This is a genomic window from Oceanobacillus sp. NCCP-135, from assembly GCF_059698015.1.
The window spans coordinates 51,361-72,440 of sequence record NZ_BAAKSZ010000004.1 but is presented as its reverse complement, the minus strand read 5'-3'; the positions used below and the strand labels follow the sequence as shown (position 1 = coordinate 72,440).

Below are 21,080 nucleotides of genomic sequence, written 5' to 3'. Positions count from 1 at the left end.
ATTAACAGCACCTTCTTTTAGATTATTACCTACATCATTATCTTAGCAGTATGTAGCCTAAACCTGCTAACCATTTGTTTTTCTATTCATTTTCTTCCATATTGTTGCTGTACCTTGATATAATAAGATGGATTTACATAGCTTAATAGAATGGAGAAAAGTAATGGGGATCAATGAAATAATTGTTTTCATCGTAGTCGGTTTCCTTTGTTTGGGGGCAATCGATAAATGTTTCGGAAATAAATTAGGTTTTGGCGAGCGATTCTCAGAGGGATTTATGGCAATGGGACCACTGACATTAGCAATGGTAGGAATAATCTCTTTGGCTCCTGTTATCGCTGAAATTATAACCCCAATGATCGCTCCCGTTTATGGAATAATAGGTGCAGACCCGTCAGCTTTCGCGAATACAATACTGGCAATCGATATGGGGGGATATTCTATGGCACTGGAAATGTCACAAAGTCCAGATGCAGAATTATTCTCATGGGTATTTTTAGGAACCATGATGGGGCCAACTATCGTCTTTACAATTCCTGTAGCACTGGGAATCATCGAAAAAAAAGACCATGAATATTTTGCCAAAGGGGTTCTTCTCGGAATTATCACAATACCCATCGGCTGTATCATAGGTGGGCTGGTCGCTAATTTGGATTTATTAATGATACTTAGAAATCTATTGCCAACGATCCTGTTCTCCACCCTTATCGCAATCGGATTATGGAAAAAACCAGAGAAAATGATTATTGGCTTTTCGATTTTCGGAAAAATTATTGAGATAATAGCAATTATTGGTCTAACTGCTATCATTATTGAAACAATAACTGGCTTCATAGTGATCCCTAATCTAACACCGATAAGTGAAGGTATTCAAATCGTTGGAAAGATCGCTATATTTCTTGCCGGCGCATTTCCATTGGCTTTATTTATTTCAAAAGCATTTAATAAACCTTTAAATAGAGTGGGATATCTATTAGGAATTAGTGAAACTTCTACAGCCGGTCTCGTTGCCTCACTTGCACATAATATTCCGATGCTGACACTACTAAAGTATATGGATCCAAGGGGAAAAGTTATCAACGTTGCTTTTGCGGTAAGTGGTGCTTTTGTATTTGGGAGCCATTTAGGATTTGTGGCAGGAATTAATAAAGAAGTAGTTTTTGCCTTAATTGTAGGGAAACTTGCTGGAGGAATTAGTGCAGTCATCTTAGCAATAATTACAATGCAAAACTCTGTAAAATAATTCTAGCGACTTAGTCACTACTAAGTCTTGATAGTTTAAATGTGAAAACTAACTGGAGGTTAAAAACGATAATACCTTAGTACGAAGCAAATAAAAACGAAAAGCATTAAAGTACACAACCTCTCACCAGCAGTACTTGCTGGTGAGGACACAGTGGTACTCGTATAAATTCCCCTATCATATTATCGCCCCACTTTATTCCACATTTCTATTAAACCAACCTTTGATTAATTAATTCTGTTTCAGCGATAAAACTATAAAATCTATGGTATCGATCACACATTAATTGATACCAAAGGATGACTAGACCTACTCATTAATCAACTCAAGTCCAAAGATCATACCTCAATTTCCCTTCTTTTACTTGAAGATAATATGTTTAGTTGATCCCTATACTTGGCAACCGTCCGACGTGAAATGGTAATTCCTTCTTTTGTTTTAAAATATTCCGCTATTTTCTGGTCTGAATGCGGCTTGTATTTATTTTCTTTCTTTATTATTTCTTCCAGTAAAAGCTTCACTTTTGCTTGTGATTCGCTATTACCATCTGCGCTTTTTAATTTTGAAGTGAAAAACATACGAAAATCATAGTTTCCCTTTGGTGTTTGAATAACTTTATTCGTTGTTGCCCTGCTTACTGTTGATTCGTGCATTTCAATTTCGTCGGCAATTTCTTTTAATGTTAACGGTTTTAAACCAGAAAAGCCAAGGGTAAAAAAATCACGTTGTCTGTTTATAATAGCTTGCGTAACCTTTAAAATTGTATTCTTACGCTGCTCTATACTGTTAATAAGCATTTTATAGCTTTTATATTTATCCTGGATATAATCATTTTTTGTGTTCAGCATGTTCGTATATTGGTTATTAAAACGAATTTCCGGTAAATAGCCATCATTTAAATATACATCAAAACTATCCTCATTTTTTTCTACAATAACATCCGGATTCAAATACTCAGTTGTCTCTGAATTTAGCTTACATGGTCTTGGATTTAGAGAACGAATTAAATCATATGCTTCCTTCACATCTAATAAACTTATATCTAGAATTTTTGCAATTTCTTGCCATTTTTTATTTGCCAATTTTTCCAGGTGATCTACGATAATTCTTTCTGTTATTTTCTCCTGTGGAAAATAATTTCGTAGTTGTAATAATAAACACTCAGAAAGATTCCTTGCACCAATCCCAATTGGTTCTACCTGTTGTAATAGATTAATAGCCCGTTTTAGCAAACCCTCATCTGCATCAATCTGGGACAAAATTTCCTCTTCTTTCAATTGCAGATAGCCATTTTCATCCAAATTTAGAACCAGATACTTGAGAATAGATCGCTCTTTTTCTTCTATATCCATCCAACTTACTTGTTCCATCAGTCTCTCACGTTCGCCGCTCTCTTTACTAGCAATATAATCAATTGGATTTTTTGCGTCGTTTACTGATTTTTTTATACTGTTACTGGAAAACTTATCTTCTCTTTCAACCAACTCGATTAAAGGATTATCCACTTCTTGTTCAACGATGTAATGATATAAATCAATTGTTGAATACTGTAATAAAGCTATTGCTTGTCTTAGTTCAACGGTCATTACTAAGTTGAGTTTTTGGTTTTGTTGAAGTACGAGCTCCATTACAATCCCCCCCATGTATGCATTTAATAAATGTATGCGTTTACATGTAATTATAATACATTTTGGGAAAAAGTTCGATAGTAAATGTAATTTTAAGAAAACTTTTTTTAGAAAACAAAACTTTTCTGATTTATCCAGCCTTGCAATTAATTCCCTATCATGTAAAAGATGGCTATCCTCTTCAGGACAGCCATCCGGCATTATTTGATATTTACAAATACACTTTTCACTTCTGTATAGTTCGCTAAGCCATACTCTCCACCCATTTCACGACCGATTCCAGATTGTTTATAGCCACCAAATGGCATGGTCTCCCATTCAAGACCGAAATCATTAACCCAAACAGTCCCTGCCTGTAGTTTTCCAGCAATATAATAACCTGTTTTAATGTTTTCTGTCCATACACTAGCGGCGAGTCCGTAATCACTATCGTTTGCACGCTTAATAACTTCTTCTACAGTGTCAAAGACAAATACAGACATCACCGGCCCGAAGATTTCCTCACGGGCAATTACCATGTCATCCTCTACATCCGCAAAGATTGTCGGCTGAACGAAATAGCCTTTATCAGATACCTTTTCTCCCCCAGCAATGAGTCTTGCGCCTTCCTTTTTTCCTTGTTCAATGTAGCCAAGAACTGTTTTTTGCTGTTTTGCTGAAACAAGTGGGCCCATATCTGTTTCCGGATCCATTCCTGGTCCTACCTTTAATGCATTTGCACGTTCAGTAAATCCTTCTAAGACCGTTTCATAATGTTTGCGGTGAACATAAACACGGGTACAAGCACTGCAATTCTGTCCATGGTTGTACATTGTTCCGTTAAAGGCACCTTCAATTGCTTCTTCAAGGTTTGCATCTTCAAGTATAATACTTGGTGACTTCCCACCAAGTTCCAGTGTTACCCCTTTAATCTGGTCTGCTGCTTTTCGCATAACTTCTTTTCCGACTGCTGTGGATCCTGTAAAGGCTACTTTATCAACCTTCTTATGTGTGATAATGGCATCTCCCGCTATCCGTCCAGCTCCAGGCACAATATTTACGACCCCATCTGGAAATCCTGCTTCTTTAAACAGCTTTGCTGTATAAAGAAGGGATAGTGGTGTCTCACTGGCTGGTTTGATTACAACCGTACAACCCACAGCTAGAGCTGACCCAAGTTTCCATGAGGCCATCGCAAGTGGGAAATTCCATGGGATTATTTGCCCAACAACGCCAACAGGTTCATGTACAGTATACGTTAAATAATCGTTAGAAACCGGTGTTGTATTTCCCAATACTTTTGTAGCCCAACCAGCATAGTATCTAAAATGCTGGATCGTTCCATCCGCATCATCTTCTAATGCAACTGCATAGGGCTTACCATTATCAAGCGTTTCAAGCTGTGCAAGCTCTTCTCTATTTTCCTCCAAAAGGTCAGCAAATTTATAAATAAGACGTGATCGTTCGGCTGTCTCCATCCTCGTCCATTCACCCTCATCAAAAGCTTTCCTTGCTGCATTCACTGCTACATCAATATCTTCAGGTTGTGCCTCACTTACACTGGCAATCAGCTCTTCTGTAGCAGGATTATAAACATCGAATTTTTTACCACTAACCGCTGGAACAAACTCTCCATTAATATATAGCTCTTTCTCCCCTTCTAAAAAAGCTTTCACCTTTGGTTTTAGTTCAATTTGTGAAGTAATCATTCGAATCTCCTCCTCTTAATGTTTAGTAACTGGCAAGCTATTCAAAATTCCCTTTAATTTTTCTTCCTCTTCATCTGTAAGCGGAAGCCTTGGCTTACGTGAAGGGCCTCCTGCCAGACCTTGCAAATCCATTGCACGTTTTACAATCTGTACAAACTTACCAGATCCTTCTAAAAAATTACAAAGTGGCAAAATTTCATCGTATAACTCCCATGCTTTTTCTAAATTATTTTCTTTCACATTCTCATAAAGATCTGTTACCAGCCTTGGAGCAATATTACCCGCTACGGAAACCCAACCGGTAGCACCTACTAAAAATGACTCAAGAGCCAAATCATCTGATCCGCAAAATGTCTTGATCGAATCTTTTCCCTGTCTTGTAATATCACGAAGTTTTGTAATATCTCCACTTGACTCTTTTATGTGTGTAATGTTGCCAACATCTTTGGCGACCTTTAGTAGCGTTTCTGTACCAATATCCACGCCTGATGTAAATGGATTATTATAAATCATAATTGGTAAATTTACGGATTCTGCAACCGTTTTAAAATGTTCATAGATTTCCTCATCTCTCGGATGAGCGTAATAAGAGTTAATAAGCAGGGCTGCATCTGCACCCGACTCCTCTGCCTGTTGCGTATAGAAAATGGCTTCTTTTGTCGTTTCTGCCGCAGTACCTACTACAAGAGGTATTCGTCCGTTCACTTGTTTTACTGCAACTTCTGTAACCTGCAGACGTTCCTCTTTCGTAAGACTGACAAATTCGCCTGTACTGCCATTCACTACAATGCCTGCAACTTTTTCATCAATAAAGTATTCGATATTTTGTTTTAACCCATCATAATTCACTTCCGCATCCTCATTCATTGGTGTAATAAGTACTGGAAATGATCCTTCTAATTGTTTCACTTTAACATCCTCCTTTAAATTTTTATTAGTTTGCTAGTTTGCTTGTTTATTAAGTTTCTTTTCATTCTTTTGTTGATATGTTGTGTACCAGATGAATTTATTTGTAAATCCATAGAGTAAAGTAATTGCAATAACTAAAAAGTTAAACCATAGAAATGGTAAATATGCCAATGTAGAAACACCGAGTGTTGCAGCCATAAACACACCACCATCAGACCATGGAACCATTGGAGTCGTTACCGTTCCACCTGCTTCGGTATTTCTGGAGAGTACACGGCGATCAATATTTAAGCGATCATAATTCTCTTCTGTAATTTTACTTCCTGTAATGATGGAAACATATGCTGCTCCCCCAAAAAAGTTACCAAAGAATGCTGCGATGATAGTAGATAATGTAGTCTTTCCCGCATTATCTGCCCATGCTAGCATTTTGTTACAAATCACTCTTAATATACCTGTTTGTTCCATTAAACCTCCAACACCTAGAGCAAATAAGATTAAAACGATTACATCCAGCATGAAGACAATCCCGCCACGATTCAACAGTTCATCAATAAAGGCAACACCCGACTCGATGGATCCACCAGCATATAAAATATTTATTGAATCAAACAGTGAGATATTCTGAAACGAAAAAGACCAAATAGAGCCCAATAATGCTCCGAATAATATTACTGGAATGGAAGGCATCTTCATTGCAAGTAAAATAATTACAATTGCTGCAGGAATTAACATATGCCAGCCAATATTAAAATACTCACTCAATGCTGCCATTGTTGATTTTGCTTGATCTAAGCTCCCACTACTATCAATGAAGAAGAAACCTGTAACCAGAAACAGAACTCCCGCTATCAAAAATGCCGGAGCACTTACATATAACATACCTTTAATGTGTTCAATTAAATTTACTTTTGAAAGCGAAGCCGTCATTACTGTTGTATCAGATAATGGAGAAAGTTTATCTCCAACATAACAACCGGAAATCACCGCACCTGCAACTAAAGCAATTGGTAACCCAAAACTTGCACCAATTCCCATCATTGCTATACCTGCAGTACCTGCTGATCCAAAAGAAGTACCTGTAGCTAATGATGTTATCGCACAAATAATAAATGCAGCCAATAAAAAGATACTTGGATTAATGATTGATAAACCATAATAAATGATACTTGGAACAATACCGCCTGCAATCCATGTTCCAATTAGCGCACCTACAGCTATTAAGATAAGAACGGCTTCCATTCCATCATTTATTCCTTTAATAATCCCATTTTGCATATCCTTATAGCTATGACCAATTTTTAATCCAACCAGTATGATCATAAACCAAGTTGTTAATAACGCTAGTTGAATTGGAAAACCAAATTGTGCAACGAACAAGAACATGATTACAATAAATGAAACTAGAACAAATATCACTTCTGGTAAAGTTGGTAATCGCTTATTTGTACTCATCATTCACGCTCCTTTTTAATCGTATTTCAAGTGAGAAGAACCTTCCATGGCGTAAATCCAAAACCAGAACCATATAAAACCCCCTTAAATTATTTTAATAAAAATCCATTTTTTAATGGATCTGACTGATCATAAATAAACTGATGGATTCCTGTGGTAAATCCTTCTATTTTAACAGAAAGGCGATTGTTGCTTCCTGGCAAGAATCGGGCAGTTATTGAACTACCAAAAATACTGTGATTCATAAGACTTATATGTTCATTTGATTTAAGACGTAATGCAGTTAAAATAGCAAACGTACTATCAAACCCAGGGGAGCGTACGATACTTCCATCTTTTTCAAATGTTACAGACCTGAGTTTACCTGCTGTTAAATCCAGTATTTCAGTTATTATAATTCCATCAAAAACAACATTATCCTTAGAAAATTTTTCTACTGTCTTTTTCCCCCATTTATTAATGGAAGACAAATGTTCAAGTTCAATGGTCGGGATGGAATCCGGCAATAAAAAGATCAAGTAATTTCTCGATTCATCCACTTGTAGCAAACGATATTCTTCTCGATTTTCAATAACCTTGCAATCACTGCATTCTAAATAAACATCCGTTACTTCCTGATTTTGAAAAGTAGCTTTGACTTCGTAAACTCCATAAATTGTTTCTATTTTGTAAATATTATTTTCCCTTGCATTTAAGTTCCCGGTTTCAAGTAAAGCGGTTACAGATGCGACTAAACCACCGTACTTGAATACAACATCCTTATCATGGTTAAAAAATAATAAACCAAAATCTGCTAATTTAGAAGGAATAACAATACAGCCGTTCATACCACGATAGCCTCTTGGTTCATTTAACAAAAATTCTTTTTCATCCTGAAATGATTCCTGTAACAAATGATGATTTGCTTTAAAGTCATCTTCATATAAGTGAATGGATGATTGGATGACAATCCTAAATCCCTCCCCGGCCACATGTGTATCAATGGTGGTGAACATCTTTCCGAAATTCATTTAAACGCCTTCTTTCGCTTGGGTCATCGGTGGAATAAGCAAATAACCTTCTCGAAGTGGATCCTTTTCATTATAGAAAAAGCGGTGCATCCCCATCACCCATGCTGAACCAGTAACCTCTGGTATAACTGCGTCATAGGCTTTTATTTTTGATGTTTCAAGGATTCTTGCTTTAAAAAGCGAACCTACAATACTCTCATGTACAAATAACTCATCTTCCCCAATTTCATTTCTGCTGTACATTGTTGCCAGCTTTGCAGAGGTACCCGTACCACATGGTGAACGGTCAATTCCACCAGGGGGGACGACTACCGTATTTTTCACATCAGCATCCGAGTGAACAGGATCTGTGAAAAACTCAATATGGGTTAAGCCTTGAATAAATGGATACTCCGGATGTGCAATCGATTCACTATCATTAATCGCATTGCGAATGGTTATTGCCTGATCGATAATAGTGGAAGCATTTTCTGTACTCAAATCCAAACCAAGTTTTCGTGCATCAATAATTCCATAGAAATTTCCACCGTACGCAATATCGCATTCGACTGTTCCGATCTGGTCGACATTAATTTCAATTGATTTCAACAAAAAAGAGGGGACATTCGCAAATGTTACTTCTTCCGCTTTTCCATTCTCCACTTTAATTTTTACCTCTACTAATCCTGCCGGTGTATCCAGATTCACATCTGTATAAGGCTCGGAAACTTCGATTAACCCTGCTTCAACAAGTGCGGTACAGCAGCCTATTGTGTCATGCCCACACATTGGCAAGTAACCACCTGTTTCAATAAAAATCACACCGACATCAGCCAGAGGATGACATGGTTCCATAAGTAATGCACCAGACATAACGTCATGTCCCCTTGGCTCATTCATTAAAAAATTACGGATCCAATCATAATGCTTCTGCATATAGAGCATTTTTTCCGACATAGTATTTCCCTCTAGTTTAGGGAGACCACTTATGACTGTTCTTGTCGGATTCCCTCCAGTATGTGTGTCAATGGTAGAAAATAATCGTTGAAAATTCATTTAGCTAATCACCCTTTCTTTGAATCGATCGTAACGCAGCGGTTCAATTGGAATACATGTTTCTTTCTCTGACAGCATTTCTTCCATCACTTTACCTGTCACAGCGGCTAAGCTTATGCCATCGCCTTCATGTCCAGCTGCTACATAAAACCCGGGTACCTCATCTACTTGAGAAATGACTGGCAAATGGTCTTTTGTCCATGGACGCAGGCCGGCGTATGTTCGGATCACTGTCATATCAGCTATTTTCGGATAAAAGCGTACAGCTCGTTTTGCAATATACCTTATCACCTCATAATTAACCTTCGTATCAAATCCATTAAACTCACGGCTGCTGCCAATTAGAAAGTTCTGGCTTTCCGTTGGTTCAAATACCAGGGCCACGCCATATTTTTCGGTTATGGGATCAACCACACGCTCCCCACCAAACTTTGAGATAAGATAACCGAATTCCATTACTTTTCTTAGACCGACCGGCTGTTGTCTTGAAGCAACAATCAACTGTCCCTTTCTAGGGGCGATTGGAATCTCCACATCAACCATCTCTCCAATAAAGGGAGACCAGACTCCGCAGGCATTCACAACTTTATTGGCAGTAAATATCTGATGGTTTGTTTCAATGACAAATTGACCAGTTTCATTTTTATACAGATTTTTCACTTCTGTATTTGTATGTATTTTTGCACCTAATTTTTCAGCACTATAAAACATGGAATATGTTAGCATATAAGGGTTCACAGTAGAGTCCGTCTTGCACTCCAGCCCTCCAAATAAGTCATCTGCAAAATAGTTGGATTCATTCCTTAGATCTTCACGGTCCAGCATTTTAAAATCAAGTCCCGCTTCCTGCTGCTGATTAACCCATTTTTGTGCGGCTTCCATTTCCGCATCATTTTCGCAAACCAGAATACTTCCCGGATTACGATATTCAAATGGAATTTCAAGTTCGTTGCTTAATTCATGGACAAGTTGCTGACTTTTCAGTGACATCTGGCTATCAAATCCAGGGTCTTTATCAATTGCCAAAATATTCCCGTCACATCTGGAAGAGGTTCCACTTGCCAGCTCCTTCTTTTCAAGTACCGTAATATCAAGTCCTGCCTTCGAACTATAATAAGCAATTGCTGCACCAATAATACCTCCACCAATTACAACCGCATCTCGATGAATTGTATTTTTCACATTCCTCCCCCTCTCTTTTGCCGCTTATCCTTATTAATGCAATTTACATGCCAAAACAGAATAAGGGAATAATTCTAAAAAGTCATTGTTTTATATTGAAAAATGTGTAAAGATATTTATAATGTTGTAAATATTTTTTTACACAAAGGAGGAAAAATAAGATGGCATTATTTCTATCGGAAGTTAAGAATGTCATAAATAAACAGATTGTAATTATCGATGAATGCAGCTGGGAGGAAAAACAAGAATTTTTACTATCCAACCATTCTAAAAAGATTTTTCTAAGAGGAAACAACGAGATAAAACTGGCACAATTCTTCGAGCAAACTGACGAAATCATTTTCCAACCATGCAAGGAAGTCTCAGCAGAATTATTTTTACCGGAAGTGATGGAACTTTTAGAAACATACGATCATTTAATCGTTCAAGAGGATGGGAAAAATATTGGTTATGTCAATGCATTAGAGTTTTCAAAACAACTATTGAGCTCCTATGAAAAAGTAGAGGCTTATTTAGAGACTATCATCGAAACCATTGATACCTCATGTACAGTAATTGATTCAGATCAAAACGTATTAATTTGGACAGAGGGGGCTAAGAGAATCTTCTCCGTCAAGCAGGAAGAGATTATCGGCAGAAAAATTACAGATTTCTTTGAACCAGATCGATTGGAACTTCTTAAAACCTTGAAAACTGGTGAATCTACTACGAATAGACAACATCATGCTAGAGAAGATCTTGTAGTCATGATTCATTCAAATCCTGTCTATTTGCATGATCAAATCATTGGTGCGGTTGTATCTGAAAGAGATATAACCAGTCAGATTCGACTTCATAATGAATTGTCCAACACATCCAAAAAGCTTTTCCATTTAGAAAAAGAAGTAAATAAATTAATGCCTACAGAAGACCCGTTTACAACAATAAAAGGAAACAGCTCTACATTAAAACAAACCATCGAAATGACAAAAAAGGCCGCAACAACAAATACGAATATATTAATCCACGGGGAGAGTGGTGTGGGAAAAGAACTATTTGCCAAAGCGGTGCACAGCATTCGTGAAGGACAAGATGCCCCGTTTATAGCAATTAATTGTGGTGCTATCCCTTCAGCACTTTTCGAAAGTGAGATTTTCGGTTATGAAAAAGGGGCGTTCTCTGGCGCAGACCAAAAAGGAAAAAAAGGAAAAGTTGAATTAGCTAAAGGAGGCACTTTGTTCTTGGATGAGATTGGCGAAATGCCGCTAGACATGCAGGTTAAAATCTTAAGATTACTGCAGGATAAGAAATTTTATTCCGTTGGTGGAACCAAGGAGAAGGAAGTAGATTTCAGAGTGGTATCAGCTACTAATCGTGATTTAAGTGAACTAGTAAAAGAAGGAAAATTCAGAGAGGATCTTTACTATCGACTAAATGTCGTAAGCCTAGAAATACCTCCACTTCGCAAACGTCCTGAGGATATTATCGAACTAACGCATTATTTTCTATATGAAGTTTCCATTAAGTATAATCGCCCGATTCATGGAATATCACAAATGGTGATGCAAGCATTACTCCAGCACCATTGGCCGGGGAACATTCGGGAATTAAAAAATGTCGTGGAGCGGTTAGTCGTTTTTTCAGAAGATGGAGAAATAAAACCGGAGCATTTGCCATTTGGAACAGACGGATTAGTACCGGTATCTAACGCAAATATACCTTATTTTAGTACGAATGAAGATGGTTCATTAAGTGAGAGACTTCAGGAAGTGGAGAAGCAAATTATTTTGAAAGAACTTAAAAAAGAAAATGGCAATAAGTTAGCATGTGCTAAAAACCTGCAGATAACAAGAGCAACACTGTATAATCGGATAAATAAATTGAGATTGGATATTTAGAGACAAACTCAGAATTAATTTTAGTATTGTTGTAAAGGTTTATGAGAAAAGTATAATCAACCTTTTATCCCTTGTTTTGCGCTATTACCCAGCCTAATCCTTTATTCTGCTGTTTACCATAGTAACCTTTTGCGAGAAATTGATCATTATTATCAAGCAGGTGGATAATACTCCCCTCCTTGGTAAGTGCACCAGGGTTCAATATGGCATCTTTGCTGATTAGAGGGTATCCATTTTTATTATATTGTTTTATATAATTTGGTTTCACTTTTAATTCAATTACTGTATTCATGATTTCATCCTAACTCGATTTTCCCTCATTATCGCATGCTTATGGAAAAAGTAAAAGCAAAGACTGAATGAGGTACGTGGTGTTTGTTATCTTGATCTCCGGGCGATATTCTTGGTCTCCCGGCGATATTTCCATTCTCCGGGCGATATTCCCGTTCTCCGGGCGATATCTCGCGCTCTCCAGGCGATATTTTCATTCTCCGGACGATATTCTCGGTCTCCGGGCGATATTCTCGGTCTCCCGGCGATATTCTCGGTCTCCCGGCGATATCTTCATTCTCCGGGCGATATTCCCGTTCTCCGGGCGATATCTCGCGCTCTCCAGGCGATATTCTCGGTCTCCGGATGATATCCTCGCTCTCCGGGCGATATTTTCATTCTCCGGACGATATTCTCGCTCTCCGGGCGATATTCCCGATCTTCCGGCGATATTTTCATTCTCCGGGCGATATTCTCGGTCTCCGGGTGATATCCTCGCTCTCCGGGCGATATTTTCATTCTCCGGACGATATTTTCATTCTCCGGACGATATTCTCGGTCTCCGGGTGATATTCTCGATCTTCCGGCGATTTATTCATTCTCCGGCGATATTTTCATTATCCCGGCGATATTTCCATTCTCCCGGCGATATTCTCGTTCTCCGGGCGATATTCCCAAACCTCCGGGCGATATTCTCGCTCGCTTCGGCTAATTTATTAACAATACAACAACTTCCATAAAAATACCATATATCCAGATCACCCGGGTATTTTTGCGCTGTTATTCTGGCCAATTTTCTATTATCTGATCCACAAAACCCAAAAACTCATTATTCATTAATATAACCTTCCACCAGCAGTAAATGTTGGCACTCTACAGGCTGTTCATAGGAATCATAGAATACCTATACGTTGGGGAGACATTCATCATATTAAAACAAGCTATATTTCGGATACTTGCGCTAACCCTCATATAAAATTAATCAAACGTTTGATTAAATATTTCGCAAAGTCGAAAAAACCTGGTTTTCACCAAGTCACTAAGTGAAAGACAAAGCCCTCACTTATGCAGTAAAAAAGTATTTTATGATTTCTTAACTGTAAATAATAGGTACTGAAATTTAATCAGTACCTATTATTTCAATCCAGTTCTTCTTTGTAATTTTGAAATCTCCTTTTCTGTATCCCAAACACGTTTTGAAAGTTGCTCTATGCTGTCAAGTGGTTAAGCAACTCTTTCACTTACTGTTAAAAGTAAGTCATATGTTTTTGCTTGTTCTTTCTTTACTTTCTTAAATTCCATATCTATCTTAGTTTCCATTCAATCTAGTTTTTTCATTATTTCCTTTAAAATATCTTCCATTTCTACCAGCTCCTATTTCTAATATATTGTGGCTTGTTACTACACTTATTATATTAGGCGATTAAATGCATATGTTTTTGGCTTGATTCTTGCATGTAAGAAGGTATATACATGAAAGCCGGGGTGAATATAATGACAGAAAATGAAATGATTGTATGCAGATGTGAAGAAATAACGTATAAAGAATTGGTCGATACAGCAACAAACTATAACTGTTCAGCAAGAGAACTGAAACTCCGCACACGAGCTGGCATGGGGTATTGTGGTGGCAGGTCATGCAGAAGTATGGTTGATAAAATAGCTGGGACTGCAACGGATGAAGCAAACCATTCGCATGTCTCCTTAAAATATCAAGCACCAATACGTCCAATCAGTTTTGCCGATTTAGGGGGGGAAGGCAAATGAACGAACGGATCCTTGATCACCCTATACTTGGTAAGCTGGAAGAAAAAAGGCAAGTTAAGTTTACCTTTAATAACAAGGAATACACAGGCTTAGAAAATGAGTCATTGGCTGCGGCACTTTTAACTAATGGAATCCGAACACTGCGCCACCATGAAGAAAGCGGTTCACCCAGAGGGATCTACTGCAATATCGGACATTGTTATGAATGCAGGGTAACCATTGACGGTAAACAAGGAAAGCGGGCATGCCTTACCCCATTAAAAGAAGGAATGGATATTGAAAGCGGTGGCCAATTACTTACCTCTGTAAAAGATTGGAAGCCTGAGCATGAATAATGTCATTATCATTGGAGCAGGCCCTGCTGGTTTAACCGCTGCAGTTACTTGTGCAGAACAGGGAATGGATGTTGTTGTCATTGATGAATATATGATCGCAGGTGGCAGACTATTGGGGCAGCTTTATGAACAGCCAGATGGGTCTTGGTGGAACGGGATTAAAGAGTCAGCCAGATTATATGACCAAGCAGCTAATCTCGGTGTAAATTTTTACCTTAACACGTCTGTAAATAATATAGAAAAAGAAGACGCATCATGGCTTGTCTACACCGAAAAGAAAACATTCACAGCAGCAAAGCTACTATTAGCAACAGGAGCTGCAGAATCCCCTGTACCTGTACCTGGCTGGACGTTACCAGGAGTAATGTCAGTTGGTGCAGCACAGGTGATGACAAATGTTCATCGAGTCAAACCAGGAAAAAGAGGCGTAATTATAGGAGTAAATGTTCTATCTGCTGCCATTGCCATGGAACTAAAGCTTGCCGGTGTTGAAGTAGCAGCCATAACCCTGCCAAAGAATAACCAGATAACGAAGGAGAGCGCACATCCGAAGAAAGTATTGGATTCCCTGCTCCACGTTTCACACATGGCTCCATCCAAATTTGTTAAATTAGGCAGTAAATTTATGAAAAATGATTTTATGAAAAATCTTGGAGTAACCTTCTACCCCAAAAATGGTGTAAAAATGTGGGATATACCAATTCAGTTACGAAAAGCAGTAATCGAAATTTATGGTGAGAAAGAAGTAGAAGGTGTAAAAATTGCAACAATAACTGCAAAAGGAGAGGTCATTTCCGGTACAGAGGAAAAAATAGCCGCAGATTTCGTCTGTATTGCAGGAGGACTTTATCCATTAGCAGAACTTGCCGCAGTTGCAGGATGTGCCTTTTATTTAATTGAAGAATTAGGAGGCTATGTGCCATTACATAATGAGCGGATGGAAACTACGTTAGAAGGCTTATATGTTGCTGGTAATATTACAGGCATAGAGGGAGCAAAGGTTGCGGCTGCTCAGGGGCGAACTGCCGGCTTAGCAATAGCAAGCAATTCCGGGGATGGTGGTTTGGAGAAGGAGATTCAAGACTCCATCCAATCCATTGAAGATACGAGGGATAATGCGTATATTCAATTTCATCCGGATGTGAAGAAGGGGAAGCAGGTAATGCAGGAACGATGGGATAATACAATAGTTCTATGAAAAAACTACCTGTTTAAGATAAAAGATAATAACCAGTATCTATTTAGAATTCGATACTGGTTATTATCAATTATTATTCAAAAAGAAATATGATATTCTATGATAATAATCTTCTTTCTGGTTATGCTTCCATTTAATAGACGCCATCATTTTTTTAGGTAACAATGTTACTTAAGAATGCAAAAATAATAATGCCTAAATCCAGTAATATCATAGAATTTAGGCACTAGGAACAGATGGTTAGACCTGTTTTTCAAGTGCGAAACACAAGTGGTATGTTATTTTTACTCCTAACAATTTTCAACTATACATACCTTCATAAAACAATTAATTCTTTCGGAGAATTAGTTAATAATTCGCACCCATTTTCAGTCACAAGCACGTCATCTTCAATACGAACTCCACCTAAATCTGTAATATATATTCCCGGTTCGACGGTCATAACCATTCCAGTTTCTAAAATATCATCAGATTTTTGGCTAAAATATGGACTTTCATGTATTTCAAGGCCAAAGCTATGACCGGTACCATGACCGAAATTTTCTCCATAGCCTTTACTTGTTATATTGTTACGTACTACTGAATCGACTTGTTTACACGTAACTTCACTTTTGATTTTATCGATACCAATTTGCAGCGAATCTTTAACAATAGTATAAATTTTCTTCAACTGATCATCCGGTTCACCAACTGCAATCGTTCTCGTCATATCTGAACAATAACCTTTGTATAAAGCACCAAAGTCTAGTGTAACCATATCCCCATTTTCTACTATTTTATCACTTGCAACACCATGGGGCATAGCAGAGCGATAACCCGATGCTATAATCATATCAAAACTCGATGAGATTGCTCCCTCATCACGTATATACATTTCCAATTGATTTTTTATATCTATTTCTGAAATACCTGGCCGTATAACTTCTAGTATCTTTTTGAATGCATTGTCGCCTATTAATGCTGCTGTTTTTATGTTATCTATTTCTTCGATTGTTTTAATCTTACGCAAGTCTTCGATTATGCCTGAAACAGGTACAAGTTCCGCGTCATTGATTTCTTTTCTAATTTGATTATATTTCTTAAAACTAACATGTTCTTCTTCAAACCCTAATGTTGTTAAATTCATAAGTTTTATTTGATGTGCTGCTTCCTTCAAGACATCTCTGTTTTCAATTACTTTATAATTATTTGCTTGTTTTTTAGCTTGCTCCGTGTACCTGAAATCAGTAATAAATATAGCCTCTGTTAGTGTTATTAAGACAAGCCCGAATGTACCAGTAAATCCAGTAAGATAACTACGATTAAAAGGACTATCCACTATCAATCCTTCTATATTACGTTGCTCTAACTTTGCTCTAATTTTTTCTATAGTATTCATAGATACCATCTCCTATATAATTTTAAAAAAGTCAAACTATGTTTTTAATTATAAAGATGACAAGCAACCCAATGATTTGGAGAAGTCTCCTTCCACTCTGGCTTTAATTCGGAACAAATATCCATTGCACTCACGCAACGGGTCCGGAAAGGACAACCACTTGGAGGTGATATAGGACTAGGTACGTCTCCCTTTAAAATAATTCGTTCTCGATTTCTTTCGAGCCTAGGATTTGCTATTGGAATTGCAGAAAGTAAAGCCACTGTATAAGGATGTAATGGATTAGAATAAAGTTCATCTGATGTTGCAACTTCCATCATATTTCCAAGATACATTACACCTATTCTGTCGCTAATATGTTTAACCATTGATAGATCATGCGCAATAAATAAATACGTTAAATCATGTGAATGTTGTAATTCCTTCATCAAATTTACTACCTGAGCTTGTATAGAAACATCAAGAGCAGATATTGGTTCATCCGCAATAATAAAATCTGGCTTTACCGATAAAGCTCTCGCAATACCAATCCGTTGACGTTGCCCGCCACTAAATTCATGTGGATATCGATTTATATGCTCGCTATTTAATCCGACTATATCTAAAAGTTCATTAATATAATTATTAAATTCCCTTTTAGGGACAGTGTTGTGAACATCTAGACCTGCAGCAATAATCTCTCTAACATTCATTCTCGGATTCAAAGATGCATACGGATCTTGAAAAATCATTTGTATTTTCTGTTTAAATCTCAATAGATCTTCTTTATTTAAGTACTCTTTTATATTTTTACCATTAAATAGTACTTCACCTGAGGTTGGTTCATATAAACGTATAATAGTCCTTCCTGCAGTTGATTTACCGCAACCTGATTCACCTACAAGCCCGAAGATCTCACCTCTATATATATCCAAAGTAATACCATCTACAGCCTTTAATTTTGTTTTTCGATCAATAGTAAAATGTTTTTTCAGGTTATTAACCTGTAATACTTTTTCCATTTTATCCCCCAATTCTTGAAGTTTCAGGCACTCTCACACTTGGAGATCGTTCGTCTAAAAGCCAGCAAGCTGTTTTTTGAGTTTCGGTTGTATGAATAGATTCTGGCATATTTTCAATACATATTTTCATTACATGAGAACATCGGGGTGCAAATGGACATCCTTTAGGAGGATTGTCCAAATTCGGTGGTGATCCATCAATTGCTATTAGCTTTTCAACTTTAGATTCCAACTTTGGAATCGACGCTAATAATCCCCAAGTGTATGGATGTTTTGGACTAAAAAAAATCTCATCAACTGTTCCGGTTTCAACAATTTTACCTCCATACATTACAGCAACTCTATGTGCCATATTAGCCACTACCCCGAGATCATGAGTTATAATTATTGTAGACATATTTAATTTTTCTTGTAATTCTTTTAACAATTCAATAATTTGCGCTTGAATAGTAACATCTAAAGCAGTGGTTGGTTCGTCGGCTATCAATACTTTCGGATTACACGATAGTGCAATTGCTATCATAACGCGTTGACGCATACCGCCAGAAAATTCATGTGGATATTGATTTATTCTTTTATCCGGATTCGGAATTCCAACCAAATCCAAAAGTTCCCTTGCTCTTTTAAACGCTTCATTCCTTCCTATATTTTCGTGTTTTATAATAGCTTCAGCAATTTGAAGTCCCACTGTTAAAGTTGGATTCAGCGAACTCATTGGATCTTGAAAAATCATACTAATTTCTTTCCCCCGAATAGAACTCATATATTTTTCGGATTTGGTTATTAAATCTTCATCTTTATAAATGATAGAACCACTTTTGATTTCCCCAGGTGGTTGTGAGATTAACATCATAATTGACTGTGCCGTAACACTTTTACCTGAACCTGACTCACCAACAATTGCAAGGGTCTCACATTTATTTAGTTGGAAATCAACACCTCTAACAGCATGTACCTCTCTATTATTTGACTTAAAAGATACTTGAAGATCATCAACTTTAAGTATATTTTCGTTATTCATAATTCCCCATCCTTTTGAATTATTTTTTTCAACTAATGCTTCATCTTCGGATCCAATGCATCTCTAAGTCCATCACCTAATAGATTAAAGCTAATTAATAATAGACTAATAATGATACTCGGGAAGATTACTAAGTAAGGAAATACTTGCAAAGATTCGAATCCATCGTTTATAACTGTTCCCAAGGACGCCATTGGTGCTGGGAGACCAAGGCCAATAAAGCTTAAAAAAGCTTCAAAAAAAATCGCACTAGGAATAGTGAACATCGTTGTAATTATGATTTGAGCTATTGAGTTAGGTAATATGTCCTTGGTAAGGATTTTTTTATGTGTTAGACCCAATGTCTTAGAGGCCAAGACATATTCTAATCCTTTTAGTTTCAAAACCTGGCTGCGCACAATCCGTGCCATTCCTACCCATCCAGTAAGAACAATTGCACAAATTATGGAAAGTAATCCTGGTTTTAAAATGATAATTGCTAAAATGATAATTACTAGATTTGGGATACCAACTAAAACTTCGATAATACGCTGCATGATGTTATCCACTTTCCCACCAAAATAACCGGATACCCCACCATAGATAACCCCGATAAGAAAATCAATAATAGCAGCTATAAAAGCAATGAGTAAGGAAATCATCGTTCCATACCACACTCTTGTCCATAAATCCCTACCAAATTGATCGGTACCGAACCAAAATGCTTCTTCAACTCCTTTTACTTCATATTGATCAATACCATTTGCATATCCATCGAATGGTAACCAATGAATATCCGCTATTAATGGTATCTTTGGTGGTAAAAATGATCTTGTTAAATCCTGTTCCTCATAATTATACTCATTCATTTTCGGTCCTATCAAAGCCATAACGATGAAATAGAGAATACATATTAAACTAAGCATTGCCCACTTATTTCTCAATAATGTTTTTAAAGCCTTTTTCCAATAATTTTCCTGATTGTGCGTAATAGTTGAATCTTTTGAAACAACAGCTCCATAATTAATTTTTTCAAATAAATCTTCATCATTTGATACTTCTTTATCCATGTTCATTTGTTTTCGCCCCCTAACTTAATCCGAGGATCGATTACGCTATATAGCAAATCTATAATAAAAACAATAATAATAAAAAAGGCTGCATAAAGAAGGGTTAACCCCATTATCATCGGATAATCATTCGTAGTAATAGAAACTACAAACTGTTCCCCAATGCCGGGTATTGCAAAAATTTTTTCAATAACGAGTGAACCTGTCAAAATCGATATCGCTAGCGGACCTAAAATGGTAATAACAGGTATTAGTGTGTTTCTTAGACCATGCCTGATAATGATTGTTTTATTTAATAATCCTTTGGATTTAGCTGTTTTCATATAGTCCTGACCAAGAACTTCTATCATTTCCATTCTAACGAATCTTGCTATAGTAGAAGTAACTACAAACGACAAGGAAAGCGCTGGCATAATATGGTGCTTCCACCCTTCCCAGTAAGCTACTGGCAGCCACCCTAGCTTAACAGCTATAAAATATTGCATAAAACCAGCAAAAACAAAGGAAGGAACAGAAATTCCAATTACGGATAAGGTAGTTGTTCCATAATCCCAAAACGTATTGTGTTTCATCCCGGATATTATCCCTAGAGTCAAACCTAATACAATACCAATTACCAAGGCTTCCAATCCTAATATGGCTGAAGGCTGTATTCGATCTAATATTATTTCTGTAACCTCTTGATTCTTAAATTGAAATGACATTCCTAAGTCCCCGCGGAAAAAGTCTATTACATAGTGAAAAAACTGAACTGGAATAGGATCATTTAATTGGTACTGTTCCATAATTACTTCTAGTTGCTGTTCGGTAAGTTTGTCTTGATTTTTAAAGGGAGAGCCAGGAAGTAGCTTCATTGTTATAAATGTGATTGTCATAATTAAAAAAAAGGTAATTATTATGTAACCAATTCTTTGTATAATGTAACGTTTCATTTTAGCCTCCTATTTTTATAGTAGTTTTTATTATAGTCATAATCTATTAGTAAAATGCCCCCTTATATAGAAAGTTAAAAGGCTCTTAATCACATTTTTAGA

At 37.0% G+C, this 21,080-nt stretch carries 21 protein-coding genes; 5 read left to right on the top strand and 16 right to left on the bottom strand.

The window, feature by feature from the left end; genetic code table 11:
• Positions 1–163: 163 nt before the first annotated feature.
• Positions 164–1,243, top strand: a complete 1,080-nt coding sequence (eutH, locus tag AC6HVZ_RS04210) for an ethanolamine utilization protein EutH (RefSeq protein WP_497556889.1) — start codon at positions 164–166, stop codon at positions 1,241–1,243.
• A 338-nt stretch (positions 1,244–1,581) separates the two neighbouring features.
• On the opposite strand, the gene rpoN is transcribed toward eutH, so the two are convergent.
• The 7 genes from rpoN to AC6HVZ_RS04175 form a co-directional block, all read right to left on the bottom strand.
• Complete coding sequence (rpoN, locus tag AC6HVZ_RS04205) at positions 1,582–2,871, bottom strand: RNA polymerase factor sigma-54 (protein ID WP_497556888.1); 1,290 nt, start codon at positions 2,869–2,871, stop codon at positions 1,582–1,584.
• A 200-nt stretch (positions 2,872–3,071) separates the two neighbouring features.
• Positions 3,072–4,559 carry an aldehyde dehydrogenase family protein gene (locus AC6HVZ_RS04200; protein ID WP_497556887.1) on the bottom strand — a complete coding sequence of 496 codons (1,488 nt, stop codon included), beginning with the start codon at positions 4,557–4,559 and terminating at the stop codon, positions 3,072–3,074.
• 15 nt (positions 4,560–4,574) lie between these two features.
• Positions 4,575–5,468 carry a 4-hydroxy-tetrahydrodipicolinate synthase gene (gene dapA, locus AC6HVZ_RS04195; RefSeq protein WP_497556886.1) on the bottom strand — a complete coding sequence of 298 codons (894 nt, stop codon included), beginning with the start codon at positions 5,466–5,468 and terminating at the stop codon, positions 4,575–4,577.
• Between the two features lie 33 nt (positions 5,469–5,501).
• Positions 5,502–6,923 carry a Na+/H+ antiporter NhaC gene (nhaC, locus tag AC6HVZ_RS04190; protein ID WP_497556885.1) on the bottom strand — a complete coding sequence of 474 codons (1,422 nt, stop codon included), beginning with the start codon at positions 6,921–6,923 and terminating at the stop codon, positions 5,502–5,504.
• An 89-nt stretch (positions 6,924–7,012) separates the two neighbouring features.
• Positions 7,013–7,933, bottom strand: a complete 921-nt coding sequence (locus tag AC6HVZ_RS04185) for a proline racemase family protein (protein ID WP_497556884.1) — start codon at positions 7,931–7,933, stop codon at positions 7,013–7,015.
• Positions 7,934–8,968, bottom strand: a complete 1,035-nt coding sequence (locus AC6HVZ_RS04180; RefSeq protein ID WP_497556883.1) for a proline racemase family protein — start codon at positions 8,966–8,968, stop codon at positions 7,934–7,936.
• On the bottom strand, positions 8,969–10,150 hold the full coding sequence (locus tag AC6HVZ_RS04175; protein WP_497556882.1) for an NAD(P)/FAD-dependent oxidoreductase: 1,182 nt from the start codon (positions 10,148–10,150) through the stop codon (positions 8,969–8,971).
• Positions 10,151–10,311: 161 nt separating this feature from the next.
• Between AC6HVZ_RS04175 and AC6HVZ_RS04170 the strand changes: the two genes are divergently transcribed.
• Complete coding sequence (locus tag AC6HVZ_RS04170) at positions 10,312–12,027, top strand: sigma-54 interaction domain-containing protein (RefSeq protein WP_497556881.1); 1,716 nt, start codon at positions 10,312–10,314, stop codon at positions 12,025–12,027.
• Positions 12,028–12,091: 64 nt separating this feature from the next.
• On the opposite strand, the gene AC6HVZ_RS04165 is transcribed toward AC6HVZ_RS04170, so the two are convergent.
• The 4 genes from AC6HVZ_RS04165 to AC6HVZ_RS04150 form a co-directional block, all read right to left on the bottom strand.
• On the bottom strand, positions 12,092–12,319 hold the full coding sequence (locus AC6HVZ_RS04165; RefSeq protein ID WP_497556880.1) for a hypothetical protein: 228 nt from the start codon (positions 12,317–12,319) through the stop codon (positions 12,092–12,094).
• Between the two features lie 28 nt (positions 12,320–12,347).
• Positions 12,348–12,515 (bottom strand): hypothetical protein, encoded by a 168-nt coding sequence (locus AC6HVZ_RS04160; RefSeq protein WP_497556879.1) that lies wholly within the window; start codon positions 12,513–12,515, stop codon positions 12,348–12,350.
• 76 nt (positions 12,516–12,591) lie between these two features.
• Entirely contained in the window at positions 12,592–12,816 is a 225-nt protein-coding gene (locus AC6HVZ_RS04155) for a hypothetical protein (RefSeq protein WP_497556878.1), read from the bottom strand.
• 76 nt (positions 12,817–12,892) lie between these two features.
• Entirely contained in the window at positions 12,893–13,090 is a 198-nt protein-coding gene (locus AC6HVZ_RS04150; protein ID WP_497556877.1) for a hypothetical protein, read from the bottom strand.
• 698 nt (positions 13,091–13,788) lie between these two features.
• On the opposite strand from AC6HVZ_RS04150, the gene AC6HVZ_RS04145 reads away from it, so the two are divergent.
• From AC6HVZ_RS04145 to AC6HVZ_RS04135, 3 genes are read left to right on the top strand one after another with little or no spacing between them, the layout of a single operon-like run.
• On the top strand, positions 13,789–14,064 hold the full coding sequence (locus tag AC6HVZ_RS04145; RefSeq protein WP_497557030.1) for a (2Fe-2S)-binding protein: 276 nt from the start codon (positions 13,789–13,791) through the stop codon (positions 14,062–14,064).
• Complete coding sequence (locus tag AC6HVZ_RS04140; protein WP_497556876.1) at positions 14,061–14,399, top strand: (2Fe-2S)-binding protein; 339 nt, start codon at positions 14,061–14,063, stop codon at positions 14,397–14,399. The genes AC6HVZ_RS04145 and AC6HVZ_RS04140 overlap by 4 nt, the downstream gene beginning before the upstream one ends.
• Positions 14,392–15,597, top strand: coding sequence for an NAD(P)/FAD-dependent oxidoreductase (locus AC6HVZ_RS04135; protein ID WP_497556875.1), 1,206 nt, complete (start codon positions 14,392–14,394; stop codon positions 15,595–15,597). Before AC6HVZ_RS04140 ends, AC6HVZ_RS04135 begins: the two co-directional genes overlap by 8 nt.
• A 316-nt stretch (positions 15,598–15,913) precedes the next feature.
• Here the strand turns inward: AC6HVZ_RS04135 and AC6HVZ_RS04130 are convergent, their stop codons facing one another.
• From AC6HVZ_RS04130 to AC6HVZ_RS04110, 5 genes are read right to left on the bottom strand one after another with little or no spacing between them, the layout of a single operon-like run.
• Entirely contained in the window at positions 15,914–16,975 is a 1,062-nt protein-coding gene (locus tag AC6HVZ_RS04130) for a M24 family metallopeptidase (protein WP_497556874.1), read from the bottom strand.
• 44 nt (positions 16,976–17,019) lie between these two features.
• Positions 17,020–17,976: an ABC transporter ATP-binding protein gene (locus tag AC6HVZ_RS04125; RefSeq protein ID WP_497556873.1), complete on the bottom strand. Its 957-nt coding sequence runs from the start codon at positions 17,974–17,976 to the stop codon at positions 17,020–17,022.
• Between the two features lies 1 nt (position 17,977).
• Positions 17,978–18,997 carry an ABC transporter ATP-binding protein gene (locus tag AC6HVZ_RS04120; RefSeq protein WP_497556872.1) on the bottom strand — a complete coding sequence of 340 codons (1,020 nt, stop codon included), beginning with the start codon at positions 18,995–18,997 and terminating at the stop codon, positions 17,978–17,980.
• Positions 18,998–19,029: 32 nt separating this feature from the next.
• Positions 19,030–20,046 (bottom strand): oligopeptide ABC transporter permease, encoded by a 1,017-nt coding sequence (gene opp3C, locus AC6HVZ_RS04115; protein WP_497557029.1) that lies wholly within the window; start codon positions 20,044–20,046, stop codon positions 19,030–19,032.
• 2 nt (positions 20,047–20,048) lie between these two features.
• Positions 20,049–20,978, bottom strand: coding sequence for an ABC transporter permease (locus tag AC6HVZ_RS04110; RefSeq protein ID WP_497556871.1), 930 nt, complete (start codon positions 20,976–20,978; stop codon positions 20,049–20,051).
• Between the last annotated feature and the right edge of the window lie 102 nt (positions 20,979–21,080).

Excerpts from the sequence above, each read along its gene's own strand:
- AC6HVZ_RS04165 (WP_497556880.1), bottom strand. The coding sequence starts at position 12,319 with ATGAATACAGTAATTGAATTAAAAGTGAAACCAAATTATATAAAACAA.
- AC6HVZ_RS04185 (WP_497556884.1), bottom strand. The coding sequence starts at position 7,933 with ATGAATTTCGGAAAGATGTTCACCACCATTGATACACATGTGGCCGGG.
- AC6HVZ_RS04200 (WP_497556887.1), bottom strand. The coding sequence starts at position 4,559 with ATGATTACTTCACAAATTGAACTAAAACCAAAGGTGAAAGCTTTTTTA.
- nhaC (WP_497556885.1), bottom strand. The coding sequence starts at position 6,923 with ATGAGTACAAATAAGCGATTACCAACTTTACCAGAAGTGATATTTGTT.
- AC6HVZ_RS04155 (WP_497556878.1), bottom strand. The coding sequence starts at position 12,816 with ATGAAAATATCGCCCGGAGAGCGAGGATATCACCCGGAGACCGAGAAT.
- AC6HVZ_RS04180 (WP_497556883.1), bottom strand. The coding sequence starts at position 8,968 with ATGAATTTTCAACGATTATTTTCTACCATTGACACACATACTGGAGGG.
- rpoN (WP_497556888.1), bottom strand. The coding sequence starts at position 2,871 with ATGGAGCTCGTACTTCAACAAAACCAAAAACTCAACTTAGTAATGACC.
- opp3C (WP_497557029.1), bottom strand. The coding sequence starts at position 20,046 with ATGGATAAAGAAGTATCAAATGATGAAGATTTATTTGAAAAAATTAAT.
- AC6HVZ_RS04110 (WP_497556871.1), bottom strand. The coding sequence starts at position 20,978 with ATGAAACGTTACATTATACAAAGAATTGGTTACATAATAATTACCTTT.
- eutH (WP_497556889.1), top strand. The coding sequence starts at position 164 with ATGGGGATCAATGAAATAATTGTTTTCATCGTAGTCGGTTTCCTTTGT.
- AC6HVZ_RS04125 (WP_497556873.1), bottom strand. The coding sequence starts at position 17,976 with ATGGAAAAAGTATTACAGGTTAATAACCTGAAAAAACATTTTACTATT.
- AC6HVZ_RS04120 (WP_497556872.1), bottom strand. The coding sequence starts at position 18,997 with ATGAATAACGAAAATATACTTAAAGTTGATGATCTTCAAGTATCTTTT.
- AC6HVZ_RS04160 (WP_497556879.1), bottom strand. The coding sequence starts at position 12,515 with ATGAAAATATCGCCTGGAGAGCGCGAGATATCGCCCGGAGAACGGGAA.
- AC6HVZ_RS04170 (WP_497556881.1), top strand. The coding sequence starts at position 10,312 with ATGGCATTATTTCTATCGGAAGTTAAGAATGTCATAAATAAACAGATT.
- AC6HVZ_RS04140 (WP_497556876.1), top strand. The coding sequence starts at position 14,061 with ATGAACGAACGGATCCTTGATCACCCTATACTTGGTAAGCTGGAAGAA.
- AC6HVZ_RS04135 (WP_497556875.1), top strand. The coding sequence starts at position 14,392 with ATGAATAATGTCATTATCATTGGAGCAGGCCCTGCTGGTTTAACCGCT.
- AC6HVZ_RS04130 (WP_497556874.1), bottom strand. The coding sequence starts at position 16,975 with ATGAATACTATAGAAAAAATTAGAGCAAAGTTAGAGCAACGTAATATA.